The 22793-nt window shown below is 46.5% G+C and carries 23 protein-coding genes and 1 pseudogene; 15 read left to right on the top strand and 9 right to left on the bottom strand.

The features are described 5' to 3' along the window. Window positions 1–44: 44 nt before the first annotated feature. The 3 genes from NDI35_RS16545 to NDI35_RS16535 form a co-directional block, all read right to left on the bottom strand. Window positions 45–644: a class I SAM-dependent methyltransferase gene (locus NDI35_RS16545; protein WP_445313691.1), complete on the bottom strand. Its 600-nt coding sequence runs from the start codon at window positions 642–644 to the stop codon at window positions 45–47. Window positions 645–687: 43 nt separating this feature from the next. Beyond that, the gene (locus tag NDI35_RS16540; protein ID WP_445313690.1) at window positions 688–1230 is read right to left on the bottom strand and encodes an acireductone dioxygenase; all 543 of its coding nucleotides are present in this window, start codon (window positions 1228–1230) and stop codon (window positions 688–690) included. A 266-nt stretch (window positions 1231–1496) separates the two neighbouring features. Then, complete coding sequence (locus NDI35_RS16535; protein WP_445313689.1) at window positions 1497–2705, bottom strand: NupC/NupG family nucleoside CNT transporter; 1209 nt, start codon at window positions 2703–2705, stop codon at window positions 1497–1499. 245 nt (window positions 2706–2950) lie between these two features. Here NDI35_RS16535 and der point away from each other — a divergent pair, with 245 nt between their 5' ends. The 4 genes from der to pipX all read left to right on the top strand — a co-directional run bounded on the left by der (window position 2951) and on the right by pipX (window position 6425). Next, window positions 2951–4312 carry a ribosome biogenesis GTPase Der gene (gene der / locus NDI35_RS16530; RefSeq protein ID WP_445313688.1) on the top strand — a complete coding sequence of 454 codons (1362 nt, stop codon included), beginning with the start codon at window positions 2951–2953 and terminating at the stop codon, window positions 4310–4312. Between the two features lie 161 nt (window positions 4313–4473). After that, window positions 4474–5469: an energy-coupling factor transporter transmembrane component T family protein gene (locus NDI35_RS16525; protein ID WP_445313687.1), complete on the top strand. Its 996-nt coding sequence runs from the start codon at window positions 4474–4476 to the stop codon at window positions 5467–5469. Window positions 5470–5654: 185 nt separating this feature from the next. Next, complete coding sequence (acpS, locus tag NDI35_RS16520) at window positions 5655–6113, top strand: holo-ACP synthase (protein WP_445313686.1); 459 nt, start codon at window positions 5655–5657, stop codon at window positions 6111–6113. A gap of 42 nt (window positions 6114–6155) precedes the next feature. Beyond that, window positions 6156–6425, top strand: a complete 270-nt coding sequence (gene pipX / locus NDI35_RS16515) for a transcriptional coactivator PipX (RefSeq protein ID WP_006634205.1) — start codon at window positions 6156–6158, stop codon at window positions 6423–6425. Window positions 6426–6473: 48 nt separating this feature from the next. Here pipX and NDI35_RS16510 read toward each other — a convergent pair whose 3' ends face one another. Beyond that, window positions 6474–7688, bottom strand: coding sequence for an RNA-guided endonuclease InsQ/TnpB family protein (locus NDI35_RS16510; RefSeq protein ID WP_445313685.1), 1215 nt, complete (start codon window positions 7686–7688; stop codon window positions 6474–6476). Between the two features lie 182 nt (window positions 7689–7870). Between NDI35_RS16510 and NDI35_RS16505 the strand changes: the two genes are divergently transcribed. The 3 genes from NDI35_RS16505 to proC all read left to right on the top strand — a co-directional run bounded on the left by NDI35_RS16505 (window position 7871) and on the right by proC (window position 10316). Continuing rightward, window positions 7871–8536, top strand: coding sequence for a YggS family pyridoxal phosphate-dependent enzyme (locus tag NDI35_RS16505; protein ID WP_445313684.1), 666 nt, complete (start codon window positions 7871–7873; stop codon window positions 8534–8536). Between the two features lie 117 nt (window positions 8537–8653). Next, the gene (locus NDI35_RS16500) at window positions 8654–9271 is read left to right on the top strand and encodes a cell division protein SepF (protein WP_333191520.1); all 618 of its coding nucleotides are present in this window, start codon (window positions 8654–8656) and stop codon (window positions 9269–9271) included. Window positions 9272–9470: 199 nt separating this feature from the next. After that, window positions 9471–10316, top strand: a complete 846-nt coding sequence (proC, locus tag NDI35_RS16495; protein WP_445313683.1) for a pyrroline-5-carboxylate reductase — start codon at window positions 9471–9473, stop codon at window positions 10314–10316. A 36-nt stretch (window positions 10317–10352) separates the two neighbouring features. Here proC and NDI35_RS16490 read toward each other — a convergent pair whose 3' ends face one another. Next, the gene (locus NDI35_RS16490) at window positions 10353–10559 is read right to left on the bottom strand and encodes a hypothetical protein (RefSeq protein ID WP_445313682.1); all 207 of its coding nucleotides are present in this window, start codon (window positions 10557–10559) and stop codon (window positions 10353–10355) included. 373 nt (window positions 10560–10932) lie between these two features. Here NDI35_RS16490 and NDI35_RS16485 point away from each other — a divergent pair. Continuing rightward, window positions 10933–11662, top strand: a pseudogene (locus NDI35_RS16485) (IS1634 family transposase); the annotation flags it as partial. 747 nt (window positions 11663–12409) lie between these two features. Here the strand turns inward: NDI35_RS16485 and NDI35_RS16480 are convergent. From NDI35_RS16480 to NDI35_RS16470, 3 genes are all read right to left on the bottom strand, one after another. After that, window positions 12410–13126: a GUN4 N-terminal ARM-like repeat domain-containing protein gene (locus NDI35_RS16480; protein WP_445313681.1), complete on the bottom strand. Its 717-nt coding sequence runs from the start codon at window positions 13124–13126 to the stop codon at window positions 12410–12412. Between the two features lie 232 nt (window positions 13127–13358). Next, window positions 13359–13931: a hypothetical protein gene (locus tag NDI35_RS16475; protein WP_333175374.1), complete on the bottom strand. Its 573-nt coding sequence runs from the start codon at window positions 13929–13931 to the stop codon at window positions 13359–13361. Between the two features lie 272 nt (window positions 13932–14203). Then, window positions 14204–14413: a hypothetical protein gene (locus NDI35_RS16470; protein WP_445313680.1), complete on the bottom strand. Its 210-nt coding sequence runs from the start codon at window positions 14411–14413 to the stop codon at window positions 14204–14206. Between the two features lie 1063 nt (window positions 14414–15476). On the opposite strand from NDI35_RS16470, the gene NDI35_RS16465 reads away from it, so the two are divergent. The 4 genes from NDI35_RS16465 to ruvA all read left to right on the top strand — a co-directional run bounded on the left by NDI35_RS16465 (window position 15477) and on the right by ruvA (window position 19440). Then, window positions 15477–18125 (top strand): Sll1247 family protein, encoded by a 2649-nt coding sequence (locus tag NDI35_RS16465; RefSeq protein ID WP_445313679.1) that lies wholly within the window; start codon window positions 15477–15479, stop codon window positions 18123–18125. Window positions 18126–18191: 66 nt separating this feature from the next. Then, window positions 18192–18446: a type II toxin-antitoxin system RelN family antitoxin gene (locus tag NDI35_RS16460; RefSeq protein ID WP_445313678.1), complete on the top strand. Its 255-nt coding sequence runs from the start codon at window positions 18192–18194 to the stop codon at window positions 18444–18446. Further along, entirely contained in the window at window positions 18436–18798 is a 363-nt protein-coding gene (locus NDI35_RS16455; RefSeq protein ID WP_445313677.1) for a type II toxin-antitoxin system RelE/ParE family toxin, read from the top strand. The genes NDI35_RS16460 and NDI35_RS16455 overlap by 11 nt, the downstream gene beginning before the upstream one ends. An 18-nt stretch (window positions 18799–18816) precedes the next feature. Then, window positions 18817–19440: a Holliday junction branch migration protein RuvA gene (gene ruvA, locus NDI35_RS16450; protein ID WP_190742029.1), complete on the top strand. Its 624-nt coding sequence runs from the start codon at window positions 18817–18819 to the stop codon at window positions 19438–19440. A 151-nt stretch (window positions 19441–19591) separates the two neighbouring features. Here ruvA and NDI35_RS16445 read toward each other — a convergent pair whose 3' ends face one another. Next, window positions 19592–20164, bottom strand: a complete 573-nt coding sequence (locus NDI35_RS16445; protein ID WP_445313676.1) for a hypothetical protein — start codon at window positions 20162–20164, stop codon at window positions 19592–19594. A gap of 506 nt (window positions 20165–20670) precedes the next feature. On the opposite strand from NDI35_RS16445, the gene rpsO reads away from it, so the two are divergent. From rpsO to aroF, 3 genes are all read left to right on the top strand, one after another. Continuing rightward, window positions 20671–20940, top strand: coding sequence for a 30S ribosomal protein S15 (gene rpsO / locus NDI35_RS16440; protein ID WP_190661928.1), 270 nt, complete (start codon window positions 20671–20673; stop codon window positions 20938–20940). A 95-nt stretch (window positions 20941–21035) separates the two neighbouring features. Next, window positions 21036–21509, top strand: a complete 474-nt coding sequence (locus tag NDI35_RS16435) for a PAM68 family protein (protein ID WP_445313675.1) — start codon at window positions 21036–21038, stop codon at window positions 21507–21509. A 212-nt stretch (window positions 21510–21721) separates the two neighbouring features. Next, entirely contained in the window at window positions 21722–22783 is a 1062-nt protein-coding gene (aroF, locus tag NDI35_RS16430; RefSeq protein WP_445313674.1) for a 3-deoxy-7-phosphoheptulonate synthase, read from the top strand. The last annotated feature ends 10 nt before the right edge of the window (window positions 22784–22793 follow it).

Here is a 22793-nt window from a genome sequence, read left to right as displayed (position 1 = left end):
TGCAAGAGAGTGCCGACTTCTTTAAGCAGTCGGCACTATATATATTAATCTCTCTTACGAGCAACTATGTGAAAAATATGCCAGTGTTTTTCCTCGCCTAGCGCCGTTACTCCAGGATGTTCTTCTTCGTCAAACCACTCAATCTCAAAGGACTTTAGCAGCACTTGAATTTGTTCGCGAGTATGATGAGTGCGATCGGGATAAACAGTCCATGAGTCGCGATCGCCAAACAATTGACCGCAGAAATATCCTCCGGGATTTAGCGATGTCACGATCGTTTCCCAAAGATGGGGGAAATCGGCGGGCTGACAAAAAGGAAGGCAAAAACTGGCATTGATTAGATCGATCGATTGAGGCAAAGTTAAGGTTTCAAAACGCATCAATTGAGTTTGCAGGAGATCGCGTTGAATCGGACGATCCAGCAGGCGATCGAAGGCATTTTGTTCCCTGTCAATCGCTAAAACCCGCCAGCCTCGACGCAGGAGCTCGACCGTATCTCGTCCATCGCCACAGCCTAAATCTACAGCGAATCGAGGACGATCGAGCAACGGTTCCGTGTCAAAAATTGACAAGGCTTTCAGCAAAGTTTCATGCGGCGGGCGACCTTCCACCGCTTGATAGTAAGCCACCCAATTCTGTTTCATCTTCTTCTTCCTGCTCTACAAATTTCCCCTCTTCTTCTGACTCTTAATTTTTAATTTTTAACTGCCGATTAGTATACTGAGGAACCCACCCTTGAGCAGTTGTGTAATACTGCAAGGCTTTCAAGTACAGCGACGGAGTGAGATAAAACCAATGTTCGGTATTGGCAGGCACTTTAATGTATTCTTCAGCTTGCAGCATTAATTGTACCTGAGAGCCGTTAGAATACACAAACCCAAAAACGCATTCCCCAGCTAAAATGTGAAGAACTTCTGCATCTGTGTGGGTATGAGTGCGATGGCTTTGAGTCATCAGCGCGTAAATCTGCTGCGAACCTGGATGCAGCACTTTTAAGTCGCACCACCGATATCCGCTGGCGCGCTTAAACTGTTCAAACTCGCTATTATATGCTGCGAGAATCTGCTGTTTTTCTGTAACATTGAGAATGTCTTGAACGAGCAGTTCTTGAAACGCCGGATTTTCGTTTGGGGGCAGAGAATCGATCTCAATATTTAAAACTGCCAGTTGATTCGCGATCGCCCGGATGTCCGTATATGTTCTACCGTCTTCCAGTTGCAGAACAGCCATATTACCACCTAATTTGTTGAGCTTTGAGGGAAATTTAGTTTCCATTTTTAAGCTGCTGTTTTAAGCTTTCGTCAAAAACTAAATTTCTGCTTATTTTCAATAATAGCCGATCGCTAAAATTCCATGTCCTGCCTCGCCAATTATCAAACCAATAGCACCCATCAAATAATTTGGTGGGTTTTTTAATTTTAATTTAATAACATTTACTGGAGTTAATGTAAGGTGCACCATAAGCACCGCACTGCTTAAGTGACAACTCAAAACTTTCAAATCAGCATCCCCGCGATACAAGCAGTCATAAAACAAGCCACAGAGCCAGCAATCATCGCCCTCACGCCCAACCTCGCCAAATCGCCTTGCCGCTCCGGAGCCATCGCGCCAATTCCCCCAATCTGAATCCCGATCGAACCAATGTTAGAAAACCCGCACAAAGCATAAGTCGAGATAATTTGCGAGCGTTCAGAAATCGCCTGTTGTTTCACCAATTCCATCAAATCTAAATAAGCAATAAACTCATTCAAAATCGTTTTTTTTCCCAAAACAATCCCCACCTCTGCACAATCAGCCCAAGGCACCCCCATCAGCCAAGCAACCGGAGCCATCAAATAAGCTAAAATTAATTCGAGCGACAACTGAGGCAAACTAATTAGCCCTCCCAACCACCCCAAAAGCGCATTAAAAAAAGCCAACAAACCCAAAAAAGCAATCAGCATAGCGGCCACATTCGCCGCCAACTTCAACCCGTCGCTAGCACCCGAAGCCGCCGCATCCACCGCATTAGCATAAACCTTTTCCACCTTCACCTCCACCTCCCCAGCAGTCAGCGACTTTTCAGTTTCCGGGTACAGCAATTTAGAAATAGCCAAAGCTGCTGGTGCAGACATCACCGACGCCGAAATTAAATGTTGAGCCGGTACTCCAAAAGAAATATAAGCTGCCATAACTCCGCCGGCAATTGTGGCAAATCCTCCCGTCATGACAGCATGGAGTTCCGAGAGCGTCATCGCCGCCAAATAAGGTTTAATTAACAAAGGAGCTTCCGTTTGCCCGATAAAGATATTCCCAGCACAAGAAAGGGTTTCTGCGCCCGAAGTTTTCATGGTTTTAATCATCAACCATGCCACTGCTTGCACAACTCGCTGCAAAATGCCGTAGTGATAAAGTATGGTGATAAACGAAGAGAAAAAAATGATAGTGGGCAGCACTTTAAAAGCGATAAAGTGTTCGGCAAAATTATCTCCAAATATAAACTTTGCCCCCGCATCAGAAAAATTGAGAAACTGCGTGACCAAATCTCCCAAAAATTTAAAAACAGCCAAACCAGGTGCAGTTTTGAGAATCAAAATAGCAAAAATTAGCTGTAAAGCAATTCCCCACAATACGGGCGGCCACTTGACAGCGCGCCGATCAACTGAAAAGGCGTAGGACAAACCGACAAAAACAGCTAACCCGAATACAGAAATAAGTCGTTCCATTTAGCAATTTTTAGAGAAGGTGCAGCAAGCATTTATCGTTACCAGCCTCTGGTAATCCAGATTAACAGTCCGAGCCTAATTTATCTGGTTTCCAGAGGTTGCCATGAGTTCACGGCGCGGGGATCACAGCCCCGGAGGGCGTATAATACACGATGCAGCCCGATCGCATACAATATCAGCCAGCTTCGCTTACAATAAAAGGCTAAACCTCAAAATTACGGCGCAGCCTAATTGCTGCTACTTTTATGTCTCTACCTATAGTTGCTATTATTGGACGCCCCAATGTAGGCAAATCGACGCTCGTCAACCGTTTAGCCAACACCCAAGACGCGATCGTCCACGACGAACCAGGAATCACGCGCGATCGCACTTACAGACCGGCTTACTGGGGCGATCGGGAATATCAAGTCGTAGACACCGGCGGTCTAGTATTCGACGACGAAACAGAATTTCTGCCTTTAATTCGCGAACAAGCAATGGCGGCCCTGGCAGAAGCCAGCGCAGCCATTTTCGTAGTAGACGGAAAAACCGGGCTCACCGGCGGCGACGAAGCGATCGCATCTTGGCTGAGACTGCAAAAAGTCCCAGTCATTCTCGCCGTCAACAAATGCGAATCGGAAAATACAGGACTCACCCAAGCAGCCGACTTTTGGCAATTGGGACTGGGAGAACCTTACCCAATTTCCGGCATTCACGGCAACGGCACCGGCGAATTGCTCGATAAATTAATTACTTACCTTCCCACAGAAGTATTACCAGAAGTTGAGGAAATTAAAGTAGCAATTATCGGTCGTCCCAACGTCGGCAAATCGAGTTTGTTAAACGCATTTCTCGGAGAAAACCGCGCCATAGTCAGCCCGATTTCCGGCACAACCCGCGACGCGATCGACACCTTAGTAGAACGGAACGGTAAAACCTACCGCCTGATCGACACTGCCGGAATACGCAAAAAGAAAAACGTCGAATACGGGGCAGAATTTTTCGGCATCAACCGCGCTTTCAAAGCCATCCGCCGGGCCGACGTAATACTGCTAGTAATTGACGCAATTGACGGCGTTACCGACCAAGACCAAAAATTAGCCGATCGCATCAGCGAAGAAGGTCGAGCCTGCATCATAGTCGTCAACAAATGGGACGCAGTAGAAAAAGACTCCGACACCATCTACGAGTACGAAAGAGAAGTAAGAACCCGACTTTATTTCCTCGACTGGGCAGAAATGATTTTTGTTAGCGCCATGAGTGGACAGCGAGTTGAAAAAATCATTGAATTAGTAGACAAAGCCTCCGACGAACACAAACGTCGCGTCCCTACCGCCGTCATTAACGAAGTCATAGAAGAAGCCACAACCTGGCACTCAGCCCCAGTTACCCGCCAAGGAAAACAAGGCAAAATCTATTACGGTACTCAAGTGCGATCGCAGCCACCGACAATTGCCCTATTTGTCAACGATCCCAAACGCTTCACCGAAAATTACCGCCGTTACATGGAAAGCCAATTTCGCAAACACCTAGGCTTTACGGGTACACCAATGCGGCTGCTTTGGAGAGGCAAAAAAGTTCGCGCCAGCGAAATCAGTACCACCAACAGAGCACTGCGCGTGAAGTAATTTTAGATTTTAGATTAAAGAAAAAACGCAGTTTAATAATCAAAGCAAATTGCGTTTCTTTCTTTTCTGTTCCTTCGCGTCCTAGCGCTTACGCGCGGCTTCGCCTAACCCGTCTTCGCGGTTCAATAAATTTATATTATTAAAAATCTAAAATCGACAAAATGGATTTATTGCGATCGCTCCCTATTGGACTTTACCTAGAACAACCCGTAACCTGGCTGCACCGGTTAGACTCCCGCGTAAAACTCGCCTGGTTGATGACATTTTTGATCGCCCCAATACTCGCCAATCCCATCTGGCGGCTGATGCTAGTAGGAATGTTAATCGTACTGACACTAACAGCAGCAATTCCCTTGCGCGTGTGGAAACAGCAAATGGGACTGCTGCTGCTATTCTGCCTATTAGTATTTGGCCTCAGCGCGATCGCCCCCGACGGACTCCCCGCAGAACACCAGCCCCGCATCCCCGCCGACGAATTAACCTTTTCCCAGCAGCCCGCAACTCTTCCACCCCGTCAACAGCCCAAACCCTGGTACAAACCTTTTAACTTAGGCTCAAACTCCCCAATCCCCAATTCCAAAGCCCAAAGCCCAAATCAACTCCCTCAACCCACAAACTACCGTTACATTGTATTCAAACAAGGCCCGATTAAAATCACCCGCAAATCCCTAGATTTAGCTATCAACGTCAGCACCTTATTTTTCACAGTAATTTATAGCACCAACCTCTATCTCCTTACCACAGCCAGCGAAGAAATCACCAGCGCCATTGAAAACTTAATGCAGCCTCTGCGCCGCTTGAATTGGCCTGTTACCGAAATAGCCTTAACATTAACTTTATCTTTGCGATTCATTCCCCTAGTATTGGAAGAAATACAAAATTTAGTGCGATCGGTCAGAACCAGAGCGATAAACTGGAAAAAACTCGGATTTCGCAGCGCCGCTCAAGTGTGGTTGATGATAGCGGAGCGGCTGTTAGAAAACTTGCTCCTGCGAGCTGAACAAATTGCCAGCGCCATGAAAGTTCGCGGCTTCACCAGTCCCGATCGACACCGGGTAGAATGGCACCAGTTGCAATTGAAAATCCGAGACTGGATAGCCCTCGGCTGCTTGCTAGTCCTCTGGAGCGCCCGCTTGGTTTGGGGTTGGGACAGTTGACAGTTGAGAGTTGAGAGTTGAGAGTTGACTGTTGACTGTTGAGGATATTGAAAAGCAGAATCTCATATCCCACAAAAGCGTCAATACTAAGTCAGTCCTTATAAATTTTAGATTGAAGCATTAGGAATGATTGGTTGCACACTACTGCTAAAGTAATGGAGACAAATATTTAGAGAACCAAGACCTTGAACATCTATCTTGGGACAGATATCGTATATGTTCCGCGCATACAAGCCGCATTAGACCGGTTTGGCGATCGCTTCCTCGAAAAAGTTTACACGCCCGCCGAACAAAGGGATTGCGGGCAACTAAATTCTCAACACAGGAGCATTAAAGGTAAAATGAATCGAGTTTCCTGCAACCAGCTAGCGGGGCGCTGGGCAGCAAAAGAAGCCGTTGTCAAAGCTCTAGGCACGGGATGGCGGGGAATACGGTATGCAGATGTGGAAATTCGGCGCTCCGAAAACGGTGCTCCCAATGTGCAACTGCACGGAACCGCAGCAGCACAAGCCTCTGTTTGGGGAAATTGCCAGTGGCAATTGAGCCTCAGCCACGACGGAGACTATTGCACGGCTACGGCTATAGCCCTTTGTAGCCCGCCGTCAAACAACGCCGTCGGGCGATCGAACGAAACTAAAATCTAAAATCGAAATCTTTAATCTAAAATTGATAGATTGTGAGTGTGAATGACTACCGAAACTTACCTGAATCATCCAAACTTTGGCCTCCTCTTCAGGGTATCCCAGGTTGAAGACAGCCAAGAATTATTTACCACCCTATACGCCCAACGCCTGTTTTTTTTGGTGACAAACGGCCCTGGTGGGCTGAGATTTGAACCAATCAGCCGCTCCGACGCTCGCCTGATGGTCGAAATTCGCCTGCGAACCCTGCGTCGCAGCGGTCAATATCAGGAGTACGACCAATTGCAGACCATTCACCAGCGCACATTTCAATAACGAAAATCATTGACACTCCCCACGCATAGAATGCGGGGGATTCTTCTCTCACAGGCTCGACTCTAGACCGATATTACTATCGATCCCCGATAGAACGCCTCCAGAAGCAGTTTTAGTCACGGGCTGCCCGACCGCAAGGATACCTCTGTCTCTAATTACTTGTGCTGCTGCTGTATCGCGATGAGTGGTGTACCCGCACGACTGACAACTATGGATTCTGACATCCAAGGTTTTCTTACCAGTATGGGTTCCACATTGGGGGCAAATTTGACTCGTATAGTTTTTATCAACACGAGCAAAATACACCCCGCGCTTCCAACACACATGAGACAGAATCGAGAAGAATTGACCATAGGCTGCATCGAGAGTATGTTTACCGAACATCCCCTTTGCCCAAGCCTTAAAATTGATATCCTCAACGAATATCATTCCTGCTTGGTCACATAACCGATGAGCTAATTTATAGTGCCAATCCTTTCTGGTATCACTGATTTTTTGATGAATTCTAGCAATCTTTTTCTGGAGATTAAGCCAATTATTAGACCCTTTTCTTTGATGCTTTAATCTTCGTTGCAGTGATTTCAACTCGCAGTGAAGTGCCTGAAAAAATCTCGGTCTGTTGACTAATTCTCCATCTGAAGTTGCGAGGTATTTGTCAAGCCCAATATCTACCCCTAATGGATGTCCTGACGGTGGGCGCTCGGGCAGGTTGACTGCTAACTGGTAGGTCAGCATGACAAAATATCCTGATGCCCTTTTAACTACTCTAATTTGCTTGAGTAGAAAACCCTCTGGTGTGGGTCTAGACATTTTCATCCTTACCCACCCAATCTTAGGCAGGTTAACCTTTCCATTCTCCACTGCTGCATCCTTAACAGCCGGGAAAACAAACGAGCGCATCCGTTTTTTGAAGCGAGGAAACCCATGCCCTCTATCCCACATTGCCACAAATGCCGACTCTAAAACCTTTAAAGTTTGCTGCAATACTTGCGAATGAGGGGTCTTTAATTCGGGACAATGCTTCTTAGCTTCTGCCAAACCTTTGCACTGACTAGCATAGGTTGGTCTCGGAGTATCCGGTGAGATAATATACTCACCAACTATCGAACAAGCATTAACAGAAGACTTACGAGAATTCACCCAATCTTTCCGTTCTCGCAAGGCATAGTTATAAACCTGACGACAAACAGACAACCAAATCTCAAATATTTGAACTTGAGATTTGGTCGGACGTAGTTTGTACTCGTGAGTTACTGTTAGCATGATATAATCATATCATGCTTTTAGAAATCAACCAGGATTTTTCTAAGACTGTAGGCTGCCGCATCCGCTGCCGAGTTCATCCCCACGCCTGAAGTCGGGGGCTTTCCTCTCATTTTCCGGTAATTTGGTAATTGGTAACTGTCTTAATTTTCCTTCCCTCCAGTCAAGATCGTTGAGCACCCATGACCATAGCCTCTCGAATTAACAGCATTCGCCAACACTTGCCCGAATCAGTGCGGTTAATTGCCGTTACCAAACAGGTACCGACTGATGCTATCCGCGAAGCATACGAGGCCGGTATCCGGGATTTTGGTGAGAGTAAGGTTCAAGAGGCTGCCGAAAAACAAAGCCAACTGCAAGATTTGCCGGATATCAATTGGCACTTGATCGGCCACTTGCAAGCCAACAAAGCCGCCAAGGCCCTAGAGCATTTCCAGTGGATTCACTCTCTCGACAATTTAAAACTCGCTCAGCGACTTTCGCGCTTGGCAGGGGAAATGTCCTGCTCTCCCCAAGTCTGCCTGCAAGTCAAAATGTTGCCCGACCCGGACAAATACGGCTGGAGCGTTCCAGAACTGCTGGCCGACCTTCCAGAACTCAACAAATGTCAGCCTATCAAAATTCAAGGTTTGATGACAATTCCTCCGCTGGGATTAGATGACTCGCAAATCCTAGAATTATTTAACAGCACCCGCGAACTAGCTGAGAAAATCCAGCAGCAAAATTTGCCCTGCATTCAAATGCAGCAGCTCTCGATGGGGATGTCGGGAGATTATCATTTGGCAATTCAAGCAGGTGCTACTATGGTACGGCTAGGACAAACCTTATTTGGCTCTAGGAGGGGATAAATAATTCAAATCTTCTAATAAAGACAATTTAGGTTAAATATATAGTAGTCAGCCACCCGCGACTAACACGCAACGCGAGTATAGTCGGGGCAGCGAAGTCGTGAAGGAGCGTGAATCATGAATATTTTTTCTAAACTGCGAGATTTTGTAGGCATCAACAATGAGCCTGAGTACGATGACGTGTACGACGAAACGGAAGGGGAGCGCTATCAGAACTTCTACCAAGCGCCTGAACCCAACCCCGCTGCTGTCGCAGCAGCAGAAGAAGAACGTCGTCAAAATCGTAGAATGCGAGAGCGGTCAGTAGTAGGATCGACAGGTATGGATGTCGTTGCACCAACCGGCGGAGTAGGGTCAGTAATGAATAACGTGATAGGAATGCCTGGAGCTATGAACGGGATTTCGGAAGTTGTAGTAATGGAGCCGCGCACTTTTGAAGAGATGCCGGCAGCAATTCGAGCCCTTAAGGAACGGAAGTCTGTGGTTTTGAACCTGACGGTGATGGACCCAGACCAAGCGCAAAGAGCTGTGGACTTTGTGGCGGGCGGTACTTATGCCCTTGACGGTCATCAAGAGCGAATTGGCGAAAGTATTTTCTTGTTTACGCCTAGCTGCGTGCAGGTGAGAACTCAGTCTGGTGTGGTTCACGAAGTGCCTCCTGCTCAAGGACGCCCTCGTCCTGCTGCTCCAGCACCGACAGTCTGGCCGGCAGAACAAGCTCCAATGGCTCAGTAGTTATTAGTTAGTAGTCAGTTGACAGTGGTGAGTAGTCAGTAGTCAGTAGTCAGTAGTCAATAGTTAACAACTAATAACTGTGGAATAAACACTGCGGATTAATAACATTAGCTAACAACTAAGTAACCAATGACAACTGACAACTGATAACTGACAACTGATAACTCAAAAGTGACAAGTGACTAATGACAACTGACTAATGACTAACATAAAATTTGGTACGATCGGCGGCGGGGTAATGGGAGAAGCTCTCTTATCCCGCTTAATTGCACAAAAAGTTTATTTGCCTTCTGAAATATTGGTGAGCGACCCACAGCTTCAACGCCGCCAATTTTTGACGGAAACCTACGGGATTGGAACAACAGCCAGCAATCTAGAAGTTGCTGCCGCTACAGAAGTGCTGTTTTTGGCGATTAAACCGCAAGTTTTTGATACGGTAGCTTTGGAATTGGCGGTGGCGGCAGATCGCAAACAGGGAAATAATGGAGAAACGGCTGATTCCCAGCCAGAAGCGCTGGTAGTGTCGATTTTGGCAGGAGTGCCACTCAGCAAGCTAGAACCGGCTTTTCCCGGGCGGGGAGTGCTGCGGGTGATGCCGAATACTCCGGCGACGGTGGGGGCGGGAATGAGCGCGATCGCTCCGGGAAAACTTGTTCAACCGGCTGATTTAGAATTGGTAAAGCGCATCTTTCAGGCCGTGGGAGAAGTGGTAGAAGTACCTGAGAGTATGCTGGATGCGGTGACAGGGCTTTCGGGTTCCGGGCCTGGTTATGTAGCAATTTTGATTGAGGCCTTGACAGATGGCGGAGTTTGTGCAGGTTTGCCACGGGCGATCGCCTCTCAATTAGCTTTGCAAACTGTATTCGGTACGGCGAAGCTAATGCAAGAAACGGGAATGCACCCGGCCCAATTGAAAGATCAAGTTACAAGTCCCGGCGGCACGACTATTGCCGGAATTGCTAAATTAGAGAGTAGCGGCTTTCGTTCTGCGCTGATCGAAGCAGTGAAAGCAGCTTGTTTGCGTTCTCAAGAATTGGGCAAATAAGTCAGGAATAAGGCACAGAAACCATCATAAACGAGTTCAATCGGACTTTAAACCTGCCGCGCCGCTTTTGCCATCGGATATTTGACTGACGGGAACAAAAGCTACACCAAACTTTTCTTTCTCACACTTGACAATATGCACTAACTCCGGTCGAACATTTTGGCGATCGCCATTGGGATCACACTCAATAGTTCCGGTTGCTCCTGTGGCGCTAAAATTCGGACTCGCAATAGTTTTCTGCATCCCTTCGCGGCTGGGTTGCTGTTGGATTTCTATTGCTTTAATTAGCGTCCGAGTTGCATCCTAGGTTAAACCCACATTCCGCAGGTCTTTAAACAGAATTGATGGTTATACAATTGAAAAATTTAAGCTTGAAGTCATTGCTGGGCAAGCACTCCAGGCTTTTTTGATTTAAAATGAACGACTCAAGGTCAAAGAGGAAAAAAACCATGAATGAGCCTAAAGAAGCCATAAAAGTCCTAAATTTAGACCATCTAGGAATAGTAGCAGGCATAATATAGCAATCCTTGCAGGAGTCGTAAATTTTTGACCCCACCCCAACCATCCCCTTATCAAGGGGAAGGAGTAAGAAATTCACAAATGATTTAGGATGGCTATAGACGAGATGAAATTAGTAGAAGAAGTCAACTTTCATAGTAGGAATAACAACCCAATAAATTCTCAGCCCAGGACAAGTCATGAAAGCAATGATTTTGAATGGAATAGGATTTTTAAGCGCACCGTTATACATATTTGAGTAATTTTTCGTACGAAAAAAAAGATCACATTTAATCGGAAAAGGAACACTACAAAAACATCTAAACGACGATAGAATCGGAATATCCCTCGACAAATATTATCAAATAGGAAGTACAAAAATCTTCACAGCAATCGCCATAAAAGCCGCCCATAAACTTCAAGTAAAAAGGAACAGCCTCCACTTAGATGGAAGTTTAATGTACGTACAAGGAGAATATAAAAATGAAGTCGAAAACACCAATCAAACAGAAAAAGAACCCGAACCAGAAACATCCGAAATGAAACCAATAGAAATAGTACACGGATACTCCAGAGACCATCGACCAGGCCTCAAACAATTTATCATAGATATGATCGTAACAAGAGACGGAGACATACCACTATATCTAAAAATAGACTCAGGGAACATCGACGACAAGAGCGTATTTTTAGAAAGACTAAAAGAATTCAAAAAACAGTGGACATTTGAAGGAATCTGCGTAGCAGACAGCGCATTATATACCAGGAACAACCTCTCAGCAATGACAGGAATCAAATGGATAACCAGAGTCCCCTTCAGCCTCAAATCAGCCCAATATAAAATCTTATAAATCCCAGAAAGCAAATGGCAATCAAGCTCAAAAAAAGGATATAAGATAGCCGAAAGAGCCAGGAAATTTAGAATCAGCGAATGACAGCATCAGAAACCAGGTCAAGAAAATGACAAATAAACCGATAATGCGGTGGGTATTCCAGATGTTTCAAGCCGTACATTTAGTCAACCTAAATGGAGCCGAACAGGTGAGCAACTTAACAAAGAACAGGAGATATTAAATTATTTTTACGGAAGGTTGGCGGTCACTATTATTTAATAGTTGAAGATGGGTAACAATCAAAATAAACCTAAGCCGGAGAATATTGTTGAATAAATTTAAATCATTGGCAACATAACAATCATGTTGCCGGAATTTGGATGTATATCTAATTTATGGAAAATGAGTTCAAACCTTGGCGAAGGAATATATTAGGAAATATGTGTGAATTCAAATTTCTTATATCTCGCCAAAATCGGAAAATAATGATACTAAAATTAGAAAAGGTAGGCACTAATGTTTTTCCTACAATGAATGTATGAAAATCCTTAGTCATCACAGCCAGAACTGCGGAATGTGGGTTGCATACTTTTCTCGATCGCACGATCGCATAACCAGGCAGTGTAACCTTTCTGCACTTATCCAGCAAGCCCTATCTATGTTATGACGGGGGTGTTACCGTCAGAACCCACACCCCCTCACCAACAAATGTCGGGCCGGACATCCAGCCCGCCCCACATTCTCCAAAAGCCCCAAAACCATTCACTTCAACCAGGCAGGGTGAGCCATCAAAGCTGCAAAAGGCTGCACTCCCCGCAACTGATTCGACAGCGGCAAATGACCCCTAGGCGCGCTCAAATCCCAAATAAACTCTTGCGGATACCGCGTCCAATTATTCCCCTTCTTCCAGCCAATTAGCGGCCACAATTTATCCCAATTCTTGCCAGAACTTAGCCAAATTTCCCGCTGCACTGAAAATCCAAATTTGCCTTCGGAATGAACTTTCCACAGGGTATTAATTGTTTGCAAATCCGCCACCGGCAAACTCTCAACTTGCGTAAAATACAGCCACTTTCTCACGGAAGCTGTATCACCCGCCAATTCACAAAGCTTGTCTAAAGTCAAGCGATCGGCTTCTTGAAATTCCTGTAACGCCAATAATTGTTGCAGCGGAGTGTAATCAACGTTAGAGTCCGATCGCAGCGGCACAACCCCAGTTGGAAAATTCGCTTGCAAAAACTCCGCCGCTCTCGGAGAATTAGCACTGTAAAGAATTTGGTAAGCCTTACCCATTACCGCAGTCGGTGCCTCTGACTTGCGCTCTAATAAAAATTCCATCAATACATCCCAACCGGAATCTGCTATTTGTTGTTGTAGCAGTTGCAGTTGAGCTTTTTCCGAACCCGACCTCAACTGAGAGCGGAGTTCGGCTGTATCGGCCGCCGAGTCTAGAGGAGAAGTAGAAATCGAGTCAGTCATGAGAAACTATCAGCTATCAGCTATCAGCTATCAGCTATTAGCTGAAGCCCTGGTTTTCCCCCATTGTACAATGGTACTGACTCCGATTCACTTCTCTGTACTCGCAGGCCTGCGCGCAACGCCGCCTAGTTTAGCCTCACGCCCCCACCCTCTTCGCCAATGGCAGCAATAGCAAATAAGTCTACCATCTGAATTTTACGATCGATGCCATGTCAAAGAGTTTTTCTTGAACCTAGTCGTCCACGATGGAAACCCATGCAGAGAACGAAGGCGGAAAAAAGTTTATGTCATATTCCGAGTCTTCCCACTCTTTGACCCAAAGCGGCACGGCGCCGGGGCGAGGAGTTTCAGAAAAGGTGCGTTCTTTGACTTCGATCGAGTGAAATAGCTGTTTTAAAGTATCTCCGCGATCCAAAGCTTCGCTAAGGATGTCGTCCAACTCAGGATCGACCCGTTTGACACGGTTTTTGTCCTCCTCCAGCCACAGAAGTTTCAAAGACTTCAGATCTCTCGGACTGAGGATGCTCTTGTAGTACACGCGCTTAAGGGTCGCTACGGGCTCCAATGAGCGTTCGATCCGGCGAATTTGCTGAACTCGCAGGTAGTGCCATTCCGCTAAACGCTTGCTTTCCGAAGGCGGGAGAGTACCCTTGCCCGCTGCGTGTTTGTAGTCGTATTTAATCAAACTGCAAGCCATATTGGCTAGCAGATGAATTAACTGTTTTTCTTTGGGTGTTGCCTGACGCCGTTCCTGGGTTCTTGTCAATACGCGCTGTCTGCGGGTAGTTTCGAGAGTATTTTCCATTGGGTTTTTACGAGATGAAATACGATTGTGCCAGATCCAAATCCCGAACATCAGAAGGTAAGGAAGTTGATAGGCGGGGAAACTCCACCGACAGACTCGCCTTACCTATTTATTTTCCCATCCACCGTTCTCTGAAACTGATCCCCACCCCTGGGATTAGGTAGACTGATCTTGGGATCGAGTTTTAACTACCTCGATCAGAGGCGGTTGGGACAACAAGCACCACAACAACAACCACAACCGCATCAGAGCGAACCACACAATAGCGCCAATTATTTCCTGCCTTTACGCGTTTTTACCTCTTCTTGCTCCCCATCCTCATTCGTTCCAGTGTAGTTAAAGTCGGGACGACTCTCCCAAGCCGTCAAACTGCTGGCTGATGAATGTTGTGGGGCGATCGCTAAAGCGCTGGCGCTGCCTGCCTGGAAAAAGCCGAAGCCAGCCGAGGCAATTACCCCTAATACTAAGATGCTGTTTTTCATGTTCGATGACCCTGATTTGCGTAGATTGACACTTTTTGGCTAACCCGATCTGTCAGAAATGGGTTGATGCAATAGCCCACTTGTCTTCTGATAAATCTGCCTGCCATAATCAATTCAGACAGGCACACCCGCTTGCGATCGGAAACGCCGGAAGTGACGTGTTACTAATGTCCACGATCATCCACCAACCCGAATTTTTTGGGTAGTGGAGCGAAAGCCATCAGGGCGTCGATCCATCAGGGAGTTATGCCATCAGGGTGCTAATCCATCGGGTAGTTAAGCCATCAGGGCGCATCTTCTACAATTAGCCACCGACTTAACTTTTATAGTTGAGTGAGTGGTTAGCCTGGTACTGACAAAGCCTTTAAGAATTAAACTTTTTGTGGATGCATCCTGAAAAGTTTGTTCTGAGGAATCCCCAAACGCAAAAGCCCGGGGAAAGTCAGCAGCATGGAATTCCATGCAATCTAAGTCAACTAAAAAAACGCAGATTAACGATATCTCCCACTCAAGCAGTCCTCAGCCAAACGCTGGGGTTTTTTATTGGCAGCCATTGCTCAGCCTTTTTCTGGGGCATCCGGCAGGCGGATCTGAAGGCAGAAGGTTGACGGCGCTGTGGTTAGGAGTTTCCCTGCCCACATCATACCACCGGGTGAATTTTAAAGTATTATTGTAAAAAAATGTGAAAAAAAGGGCGTTTTAGCCTTTTGAATCCGATCGAGTGAAAATTCATCTAATTATGTGAACGAGTGTAAATAATCAAGTGGCGGGGTACGATTGGGCCGATCGTAAGATTTGGGGTGAACGCTTGCAAAGATACGGTAAAGATTGACGAGAAGAAAGCTGAGCTAGTAGACAATAGAGAAAGAGGAAGAAAAATTTTCCACCAAAGTAAGGCCGATTCAAAAAAAACCATGCAAATGCGACAGGCAAACTCCAAACCCTTATTGAATAAGTCCTTCCCCAATCTAAAATCTAAAATCTAAAATCTAAAATGCTATAAGCGGGCCATAATTGCAATTTGTAACCTTTCGATCGCACAGCATAGGGGTGTAAAATCTTGATGAATTCCCAGATGACAGCAGAAGTCAACTCAACGTACCAATATCAAGTCGGAGGATATTTGCCTGCCGCTGCGCCCACCTATGTCAGGCGATCGGCAGACAGCGAGCTCTACGAAGGACTCAAAGCCGGAGACTTCTGCTACGTGTTGAGTTCGCCACAAATGGGCAAGTCCAGCCTGCTAGTGCAAACGGCCAAAAGGTTGCAAGCCGAAGGTACAGTTTTTGCCGCCATCAACTTGAGAAGCATCAGCAGCCCAGATATCTCCCCCCAAAAGTGGTACGCAGCAATCATGTACCGCATGGCAAGCAGCTTACACATTACAAACAGGTTTGATGCCATCAAGTGGTGGAACGATCGCGAACTGCTATCGCCGGTGCAGCGATTGGAGATATTTATCGAAAAAGTTTTGCTCAAGTCACTTCAGCAAAATCTGGTTATTTTCATAGATGACATTGACAGCATCAGCAGCCTAAATTTCAGAACCAGCGATTTTTTTGCTTTGATCCGGGCTTGTTACTCCAAACGGGCAGATCAACCGGAATACGATCGCCTGACTTTTGCTGTTATGGGAGTAGCAGCCCCCTCAGAATTGATCCGAGATCCCAGATGCAATCCTTTTAATATTGGACGACAGATTCATTTAAGCCGATTCCAACTGCATGAAAGTTTGCCACTAGCAAAAGGATTAGCCCTGAAAGCTTTTCGCCCCCAAAAAGTGCTCCAAGAAATATTAGCTTGGACGGGAGGCCAACCGTTTCTAACTCAAAAACTTTGCCACTTGGTACTTGAATACGGGCCTTTCATTGGCCGAAATTCCGAAGCTCAGCAGGTTGAAAAACTCGTCAAACACAGAATTATTAAAAATTGGGAAGAAGAAGACGAACCCCAACATTTGATACCCATACGCGATCGCATTTTCCATAGCCACTGCGACCTGACGCGGCTGTTAACGCTGTACCAGCAAGCTTTGCAACCGATCAATGCAACGAAACCGGGGGAATCCCAGGGAGTACCAGCAGATTACTCTCCCGAAAAAATCGAATTGCAACTGTCAGGACTGGTTATTAAGTCTCACGGTAAATTAATAGTTTCCAACCTAATTTATCAGTCAGTTTTTAATCGATTCTGGGTGGAAAAAGAGCTGGGAAAATTGGCTCCCTACCACTCGGCACTAGCAGCATGGCTGGCTTCAAACCGCGAAGATGAATCGCTGTTATTGACAGGGGAAAGTTTACAGTCAGCTTTGGATTGGGCTGCCAACAAACAATTAAGCCAAGAACACTATTGGTTCTTGAATCCCGATCGAACTTTTGAGGAAAAACCGACAGTGGTTGTCGCACAAGTTGCAGACAGCAGCGTAGACACAGATGCAGACAGCCGCATCCTCACCCCGCCCTCAGATAGTGTTCCAACTGGCAGCAACGAACAGATATTGTACGATCACATCGTCTCCTGCGTGGAAACAGAATCCCCCGCACAGGTGATCGAGCGGTTCCGAAAGCTATTTATCGACGGCATGGGCTATCCCGATCGAGAGATTGAAGCAACTTTGTACAGTATAGTCTCCGTCAAGCGATTGGATCAGCACTTTAAATATATCCTCCACCGCTGCTGTTATATCCCGATCAACCGCTGGCAATTGCAATCACACAACCAGTTCGCGATCGCCAAGTTGGTAGCTTTATTTAAGCAGGCTTCTCCCCGATTCGGGACGGAATTTTACATAGTCAAGCGCTTACAAGAACAAATAGCTTTCTTTACTAAAAGTGAAGAATTTCAGACCCTAGAGCGCTTAGTAAAAGCCTTAGATAGAGAGTCGGAACCGCAGCAACAAGATACAGATTCTCCTTTGGGCGAATTGATTTGTCGGTATCCTTATTTGTACGGGTATTCTCTGCTGAGTAAGGGCAGCATTGAGGAAGACCAACAAACCATTCAAAAACTGGCATTTCAAAGACAGCGACAATTTGAAACACATTTGTCTCAATATTTAAATTATTTGGTTGAGCCGAGAAATACAGAAATAGGAATTGTGCAGCGAGCCGCTAATCCCACACTTTTGAACGATGCAGAACTGCACTTAGCGGTCAGGGAATTTGCCGGAAAAGTAGCAGGCGATCGCAGTTACAAAGAAGCAGCTCAATTTTTCCTGAGAGATTCCAGAAAAACTCCATCTTACGCCTCATTTAAAGTTGATTTATATGAATATTTAATATCGTCGATCGAACCAGAATACGGCGGGCGTCAATTTAATGACCGTTTGTACAAACAAATCAAAAATACATTGCGAGAAAATGACTCGGTGAAATTCAATAATCCATTGTTAGTTCGTACTTGCCACCAGTTGTTCAACTTCTTAGTAGTGGAAAATTCCCAACATCCCAGCCACTACGTTTTTTACGATTTAGTGTACAACCTCGGCGCCAGCAGGACAATGGGTTTACTGCTGAAACTTGTACTGCTTTCGGGCAAAGTCAAACCAGAGTTGGAAAAGCGATTTTCTATTTTGTTTAATCACTATGAAGGTAAAGCTTCTAATGAAATTATGTGGTTTGTAAAATCGTTGGAAAATTTCAATGTGGCTTTGGTTGTGAATTTTGGTAAGACGGATTTGTCTTTGGTTAAAGAGCATCTTATTTTGACTTGAGAATAAGAAAATTGCTCCGACAGGGTTATATAATAGTATTAATTTAAAAAAATCCAGGACAAACAAATGAAAGCCTTTGAAGTCACAGGAACGATCGACGAAAAAGGTCAATTAATTCTCGATCGACCTTTAACACTAGACACTCCGGGCCCCGTGCGAATCATCGTCCTCTTTCAGGAACCTACAGATGAAGGTGAAGACGACCCCGACGATACTCCAGTTGAAGAAGTAAAAGCCAGTCTCAGAAGAGCGTTGCAGCAAGCCAAAGCCGGACAAACCCGACCAATCTCTGAATTGTGGGAGAGAATCGATGCCGAATGAAGCCGAAGCAATCACGATCAGATTTGCGGAGGACTTTGAAGCAAATTTGTATGCCATCGCGAAAAGATATCGCAGTATCCGCAATGATGTCCAGCCCGTAATTGAACAAATACAGGCTGGCAATTTTATTGGCGATCGCATTCCCGGAATGGGCGAAGATTATATCATCTTAAAAGTCCCGGTGAAAAACAGCAACATCCAAAAAGGAAAAAGTGCAGGATATCGTATGATTTATCAAGTCGAATCGCCGTCGATCGTACTTTTGTTAACCATTTACTCAAAATCCGATCGAACAGATATCAGCCTCAACGAAATCCGCAGCATCATCGCCGAGTTTGATGAAAGCCAATAGCGGTGTATTATTAACTCTATGATTAGCTATCTCAAAGGCACAGTCGCCGATATCGCCAAAGGCAGCAACCGCGTCATATTGACTCTGGAAGTCAATCAAATTGGCTATGAAATCCAAATTTTGCCCCGCGTGACCGGTCAATTGCCAGCATCCGGGGAAGTCGCCCAAATTTTTACCCACCAGCAAGTTAAAGAAGACCAAATCGTATTGTACGGTTTTGGCAGCGCGGCCGAACGCGATTTGTTTCGGCAGTTGACGAGTGTCAGCGGTGTCGGTGCTCAACTGGCGATCGCACTTCTCGATACTTTAGGATTGCAAGATTTAGTCCAGGCGATCGTCGGCGGTAACACCCGCATCCTCGCCAAAACTCCGGGCGTGGGAACAAAAACCGCAGAACGTCTCGCCCTGGAACTCAAAAGCAAACTCTCGGAATGGCGACAGCAAGCAGGTTTGACAACTTCAGTCGCCGCCGGAGTCCCCCCAGCTATTCAAGAAGAAGTCGAGATGATCCTGCTGGCGATGGGATACACTGCGGCTGAAGTCTTGCAAGCGCTGCAAACCCTCAGTCAAGACAGCACTTTGTCCGCCAAAGGTGATGCGGATGATTGGATACGTGAGGCGATCGCCTATTTGAGCCGATAGCAACTCTGGACAGGGCAATGCCGTTTCCCTACTTGAAACAAGCTTCTGTTGATGTATACGAGACTTTGAGTCGATCGCAAGTCGCGATTCACTTTTCCCCGCAAGGGGATTGAAACTCTTTAATTGAAGTGAAGGAAGGGGGCGTGGCTGATTATTGCGCGGGGCGCTTAAAGCTCACCACAAAACTTCTCCCTCCGCTCTTGTCTTTGCCTCTTGGCAGCACGCAGTGTTGCCAACTCCAGCGGATTGAACCAGCGATTAAATAGGCGTCTCCTGCATGTTGTTCGAGTTCAAACACGGGGCTATTGGCATCTTTGCGAAAGCCAATGACCCGGTTGTTGGAGAGGCTGATGGCGAGGATTCTCTCTCCGTGTCGGTGGTTGTCGATGTGCCATTTGAACTGGGCCGAGAGGCTGCCGAACCAATCCGTGACGCGGTATTGATTGGGCATCTCATCGAAGAACCCACGGTCTTGTAGGGTCTTCCCCCAAGCGAGCATCCAGGGGCTTGGTGGCGGGGTCTCTTTGCCGGGGGCTCCGCGACGGATGGGCGCGTCGGCGTTTGGGGGTGTGGTTGGCTCGGGGGTGTTGTGTCCGAAGTCTCCGTAGTAGCGAAAGAGTACATCGCCTGGGTTCTTGGTGTACTCGTCATTTGCCACAATGAGGTCTACCTCTTTTTGAGACAGTAACTTGGGGAAGGTCTTTAGACCGGGTGGCTTTGCCATTTTGTTCCGGGGTTTTTCTGATTGTGCATTTGCTGTGTCGAGCGCGCAAGCGGTCACCCACCACAGCGGCCAGAATTTTATTACGTTTGGTGGGTGCCATAAAAAGCATTTATGCAGGGCACTGGGCCTTTATCCACCAACCATTATAGAAATAGCTTGCGACATTATTAGAGGGGTCATCGCAACTCTCGGGGTTGTTTGCGGGGGCCAGACAGAGAGAGTGCGCGCCGTTGCTGGCGCTAAAGAATTTGGTACTGTTGGCGCTCGCTGGTTTCAATGTCGCACTTCACTTTTCCCCGCAAGGGGATTAAAACTCTCTGTAATATCTTTAGGGCAATTAATCAGCTTTAAGAATTGTCGCACTTCACTTTTTCCCGCAAGGGGATTGAAACTCGGTCTGCGAACTTTTGCAGCAAAAATTTCATCCCGCACGCTGCAACCTTGTCCATTCCCTGTGGTACAATTGCAGATTGTGACAATCGTACAAAAAAACCTAAAATCAATTCATGGCTCTTACACAACAGCGCAAACAAGAAATCATGGGCGACTTCCAAACCCATGAAACCGATACAGGCTCAGCAGATGTCCAAGTCGCGATGCTGACAGATCGCATCACAAAACTCAGCGCCCACCTGAAAATCAACCAAAAAGACTTCGCCTCCCGGCGCGGTTTGATGATGATGATCAGCCGCCGCAAGCGCCTGCTGGCATACATCCAAAGGGAAAATGTCGATCGCTACAAAGCATTGATTGCCCGTCTAGGCATTCGCGGCTAAACACCAAAGCCAAAATTTGCGACAATATTCTTTAATCTTGGGCAAACACCAAGACTTATTGAAAAATGTTCGAGATTTCAGGTTAGAGATAAAATATGTCCTCCGAACCACCCCGCAAGCGCTTGCCCTTTGAACCGGCAACAAATCGTAAAAAAACGCCTAAAAAGCCCCCAGAACCCCAAGCAAGCTTAGCCTTAGAGTCGGATTCTGCCGATAAGCAGCCGAAAGCTAACAAAACCGGAAAACAGTCGCAATCCATCCCAGAAGTAGTCAGCCAACGCATGATATCTCGCATAGCGGTATTCTGCGGCATACCGACCCTGCTGGGAATTTGCACATTTTTTGTAAGCTATTTCGTAGTCAGCAAGGGCTTGTTTGATCTGCCCAACACAGCAGTATTGCTGGTAAGCATGGGCTGTTTTGGTCTAGGCGTTCTGGGATTAAGCTACGGAGTCCTCTCGGCTTCCTGGGATGAAGAAATTTCAGGAAGCAGTCTGGGGTGGGAAGAATTTAATACCAATTTTGGACGGATGCGAGAAGCGTGGCGCGCCGCCAAGCCAAAAAGTTAGTCATTAGTTATTAGTTATTAGTCATTAGTCATTAGCTAACAACTAAAATGTTAACCATCTAGAATTTGTTTTTGGGGAGGGAACAAGAACCCGCCCCACAACAATGCTAAAAATACTGATATAAATAGATTCTCGATCGCCATTGCATCTATTTTTCTCAGTGCATCAGAGTCATCATCCGTTTCTAGCCCAACTAAAAAGGCAAAAAAAATATGATTATTGTAATGAAAGCCGGCACTCCAGAAGCCGAGATCGATCGACTAGACGAAGAGCTCCGCACTAACTGGGGTTTGATACCAGAAAAAATCGTCGGCCGTTACAAAGTTGTGATGGGTTTGGTAGGCGACACCGCCGAGCTCGAACCTCTGCAACTGCGCGAAATGAGCACCTGGATTGAAGAAGTGCTGCGCGTGGAAAAACCCTACAAACGCGCTTCTCTGGAGTACCGCCAAGGAGAACCCAGCACAGTAGAAGTTGCTACTCCTTTAGGAACTGTGATGATCGGCTTGCATCACCCGATCGCGATCGTAGCAGGCCCTTGCTCGGTCGAAAACGAAGAAATGATTGTCGAAACGGCAATGCGCGTCAAAGCTGCTGGAGCTCATTTTCTCCGTGGTGGCGCGTACAAACCGAGAACTTCCCCCTACGCTTTCCAAGGCCACGGCGAGAGTGCTTTGGGATTGCTAGCGGCGGCGCGGGAAGCTAGCGGTTTGGGAATTATCACCGAAGTTATGGATGCGGCGGACTTAAGTGCGATCGCAGAAGTAGCCGATGTAATCCAAGTCGGGGCGAGAAATATGCAGAATTTCTCACTGTTGAAGAAAGTCGGAGCTCAAGACAAACCTGTTTTGCTGAAGCGCGGCATTTCCGCAACCATTGAAGAATGGTTGATGGCTGCTGAGTATATCATGGCTTCTGGCAATCCGAACGTGATTTTGTGCGAGCGCGGAATTCGCGGGTATGACAGGCAATATACGCGCAATACGCTAGATTTGTCGGCAGTACCAGTATTGCGGACTCTGACTCACTTACCGATTATGGTTGACCCCAGTCACGGCACCGGTTGGGCGCAGTTTGTACCGTCAATGGCCTTTGCTTCGATCGCCTCTGGTACTGATTCGCTGATGATTGAAGTGCACCCGAATCCGAAAAAAGCTTTGTCTGACGGGCCGCAATCTTTAACACCGGATCAGTTCGACAAGTTGATGGAAGAATTGGCGGTGATTGGTAAAGTCATGGGTCGTTGGCCGCAGCCCGTGCCTGTTTTGGCATAGAAACAGGCGA

Origin of the sequence: Microcoleus vaginatus FACHB-2002, assembly GCF_040004035.1 — a bacterium.
GTDB lineage: Bacteria > Cyanobacteriota > Cyanobacteriia > Cyanobacteriales > Microcoleaceae > Microcoleus > Microcoleus vaginatus_C.
Note: the sequence above shows the minus strand (reverse complement) of the source record. Positions and strands in the feature narration are given on the sequence as shown.

Excerpts from the sequence above, each read along its gene's own strand:
- pipX (WP_006634205.1), top strand. The coding sequence starts at position 6,156 with ATGACTACCGAAACTTACCTGAATCATCCAAACTTTGGCCTCCTCTTC.
- NDI35_RS16490 (WP_445313682.1), bottom strand. The coding sequence starts at position 10,559 with ATGCAGAAAACTATTGCGAGTCCGAATTTTAGCGCCACAGGAGCAACC.
- NDI35_RS16500 (WP_333191520.1), top strand. The coding sequence starts at position 8,654 with ATGAATATTTTTTCTAAACTGCGAGATTTTGTAGGCATCAACAATGAG.
- ruvA (WP_190742029.1), top strand. The coding sequence starts at position 18,817 with ATGATTAGCTATCTCAAAGGCACAGTCGCCGATATCGCCAAAGGCAGC.
- NDI35_RS16455 (WP_445313677.1), top strand. The coding sequence starts at position 18,436 with ATGCCGAATGAAGCCGAAGCAATCACGATCAGATTTGCGGAGGACTTT.
- NDI35_RS16435 (WP_445313675.1), top strand. The coding sequence starts at position 21,036 with ATGTCCTCCGAACCACCCCGCAAGCGCTTGCCCTTTGAACCGGCAACA.
- NDI35_RS16470 (WP_445313680.1), bottom strand. The coding sequence starts at position 14,413 with ATGAAAAACAGCATCTTAGTATTAGGGGTAATTGCCTCGGCTGGCTTC.
- NDI35_RS16535 (WP_445313689.1), bottom strand. The coding sequence starts at position 2,705 with ATGGAACGACTTATTTCTGTATTCGGGTTAGCTGTTTTTGTCGGTTTG.
- NDI35_RS16480 (WP_445313681.1), bottom strand. The coding sequence starts at position 13,126 with ATGACTGACTCGATTTCTACTTCTCCTCTAGACTCGGCGGCCGATACA.
- aroF (WP_445313674.1), top strand. The coding sequence starts at position 21,722 with ATGATTATTGTAATGAAAGCCGGCACTCCAGAAGCCGAGATCGATCGA.
- NDI35_RS16510 (WP_445313685.1), bottom strand. The coding sequence starts at position 7,688 with ATGCTAACAGTAACTCACGAGTACAAACTACGTCCGACCAAATCTCAA.
- NDI35_RS16460 (WP_445313678.1), top strand. The coding sequence starts at position 18,192 with ATGAAAGCCTTTGAAGTCACAGGAACGATCGACGAAAAAGGTCAATTA.
- der (WP_445313688.1), top strand. The coding sequence starts at position 2,951 with ATGTCTCTACCTATAGTTGCTATTATTGGACGCCCCAATGTAGGCAAA.
- NDI35_RS16525 (WP_445313687.1), top strand. The coding sequence starts at position 4,474 with ATGGATTTATTGCGATCGCTCCCTATTGGACTTTACCTAGAACAACCC.
- NDI35_RS16545 (WP_445313691.1), bottom strand. The coding sequence starts at position 644 with ATGAAACAGAATTGGGTGGCTTACTATCAAGCGGTGGAAGGTCGCCCG.
- NDI35_RS16445 (WP_445313676.1), bottom strand. The coding sequence starts at position 20,164 with ATGGCAAAGCCACCCGGTCTAAAGACCTTCCCCAAGTTACTGTCTCAA.
- NDI35_RS16540 (WP_445313690.1), bottom strand. The coding sequence starts at position 1,230 with ATGGCTGTTCTGCAACTGGAAGACGGTAGAACATATACGGACATCCGG.
- proC (WP_445313683.1), top strand. The coding sequence starts at position 9,471 with ATGACTAACATAAAATTTGGTACGATCGGCGGCGGGGTAATGGGAGAA.
- rpsO (WP_190661928.1), top strand. The coding sequence starts at position 20,671 with ATGGCTCTTACACAACAGCGCAAACAAGAAATCATGGGCGACTTCCAA.
- NDI35_RS16465 (WP_445313679.1), top strand. The coding sequence starts at position 15,477 with ATGAATTCCCAGATGACAGCAGAAGTCAACTCAACGTACCAATATCAA.
- NDI35_RS16505 (WP_445313684.1), top strand. The coding sequence starts at position 7,871 with ATGACCATAGCCTCTCGAATTAACAGCATTCGCCAACACTTGCCCGAA.
- NDI35_RS16475 (WP_333175374.1), bottom strand. The coding sequence starts at position 13,931 with ATGGAAAATACTCTCGAAACTACCCGCAGACAGCGCGTATTGACAAGA.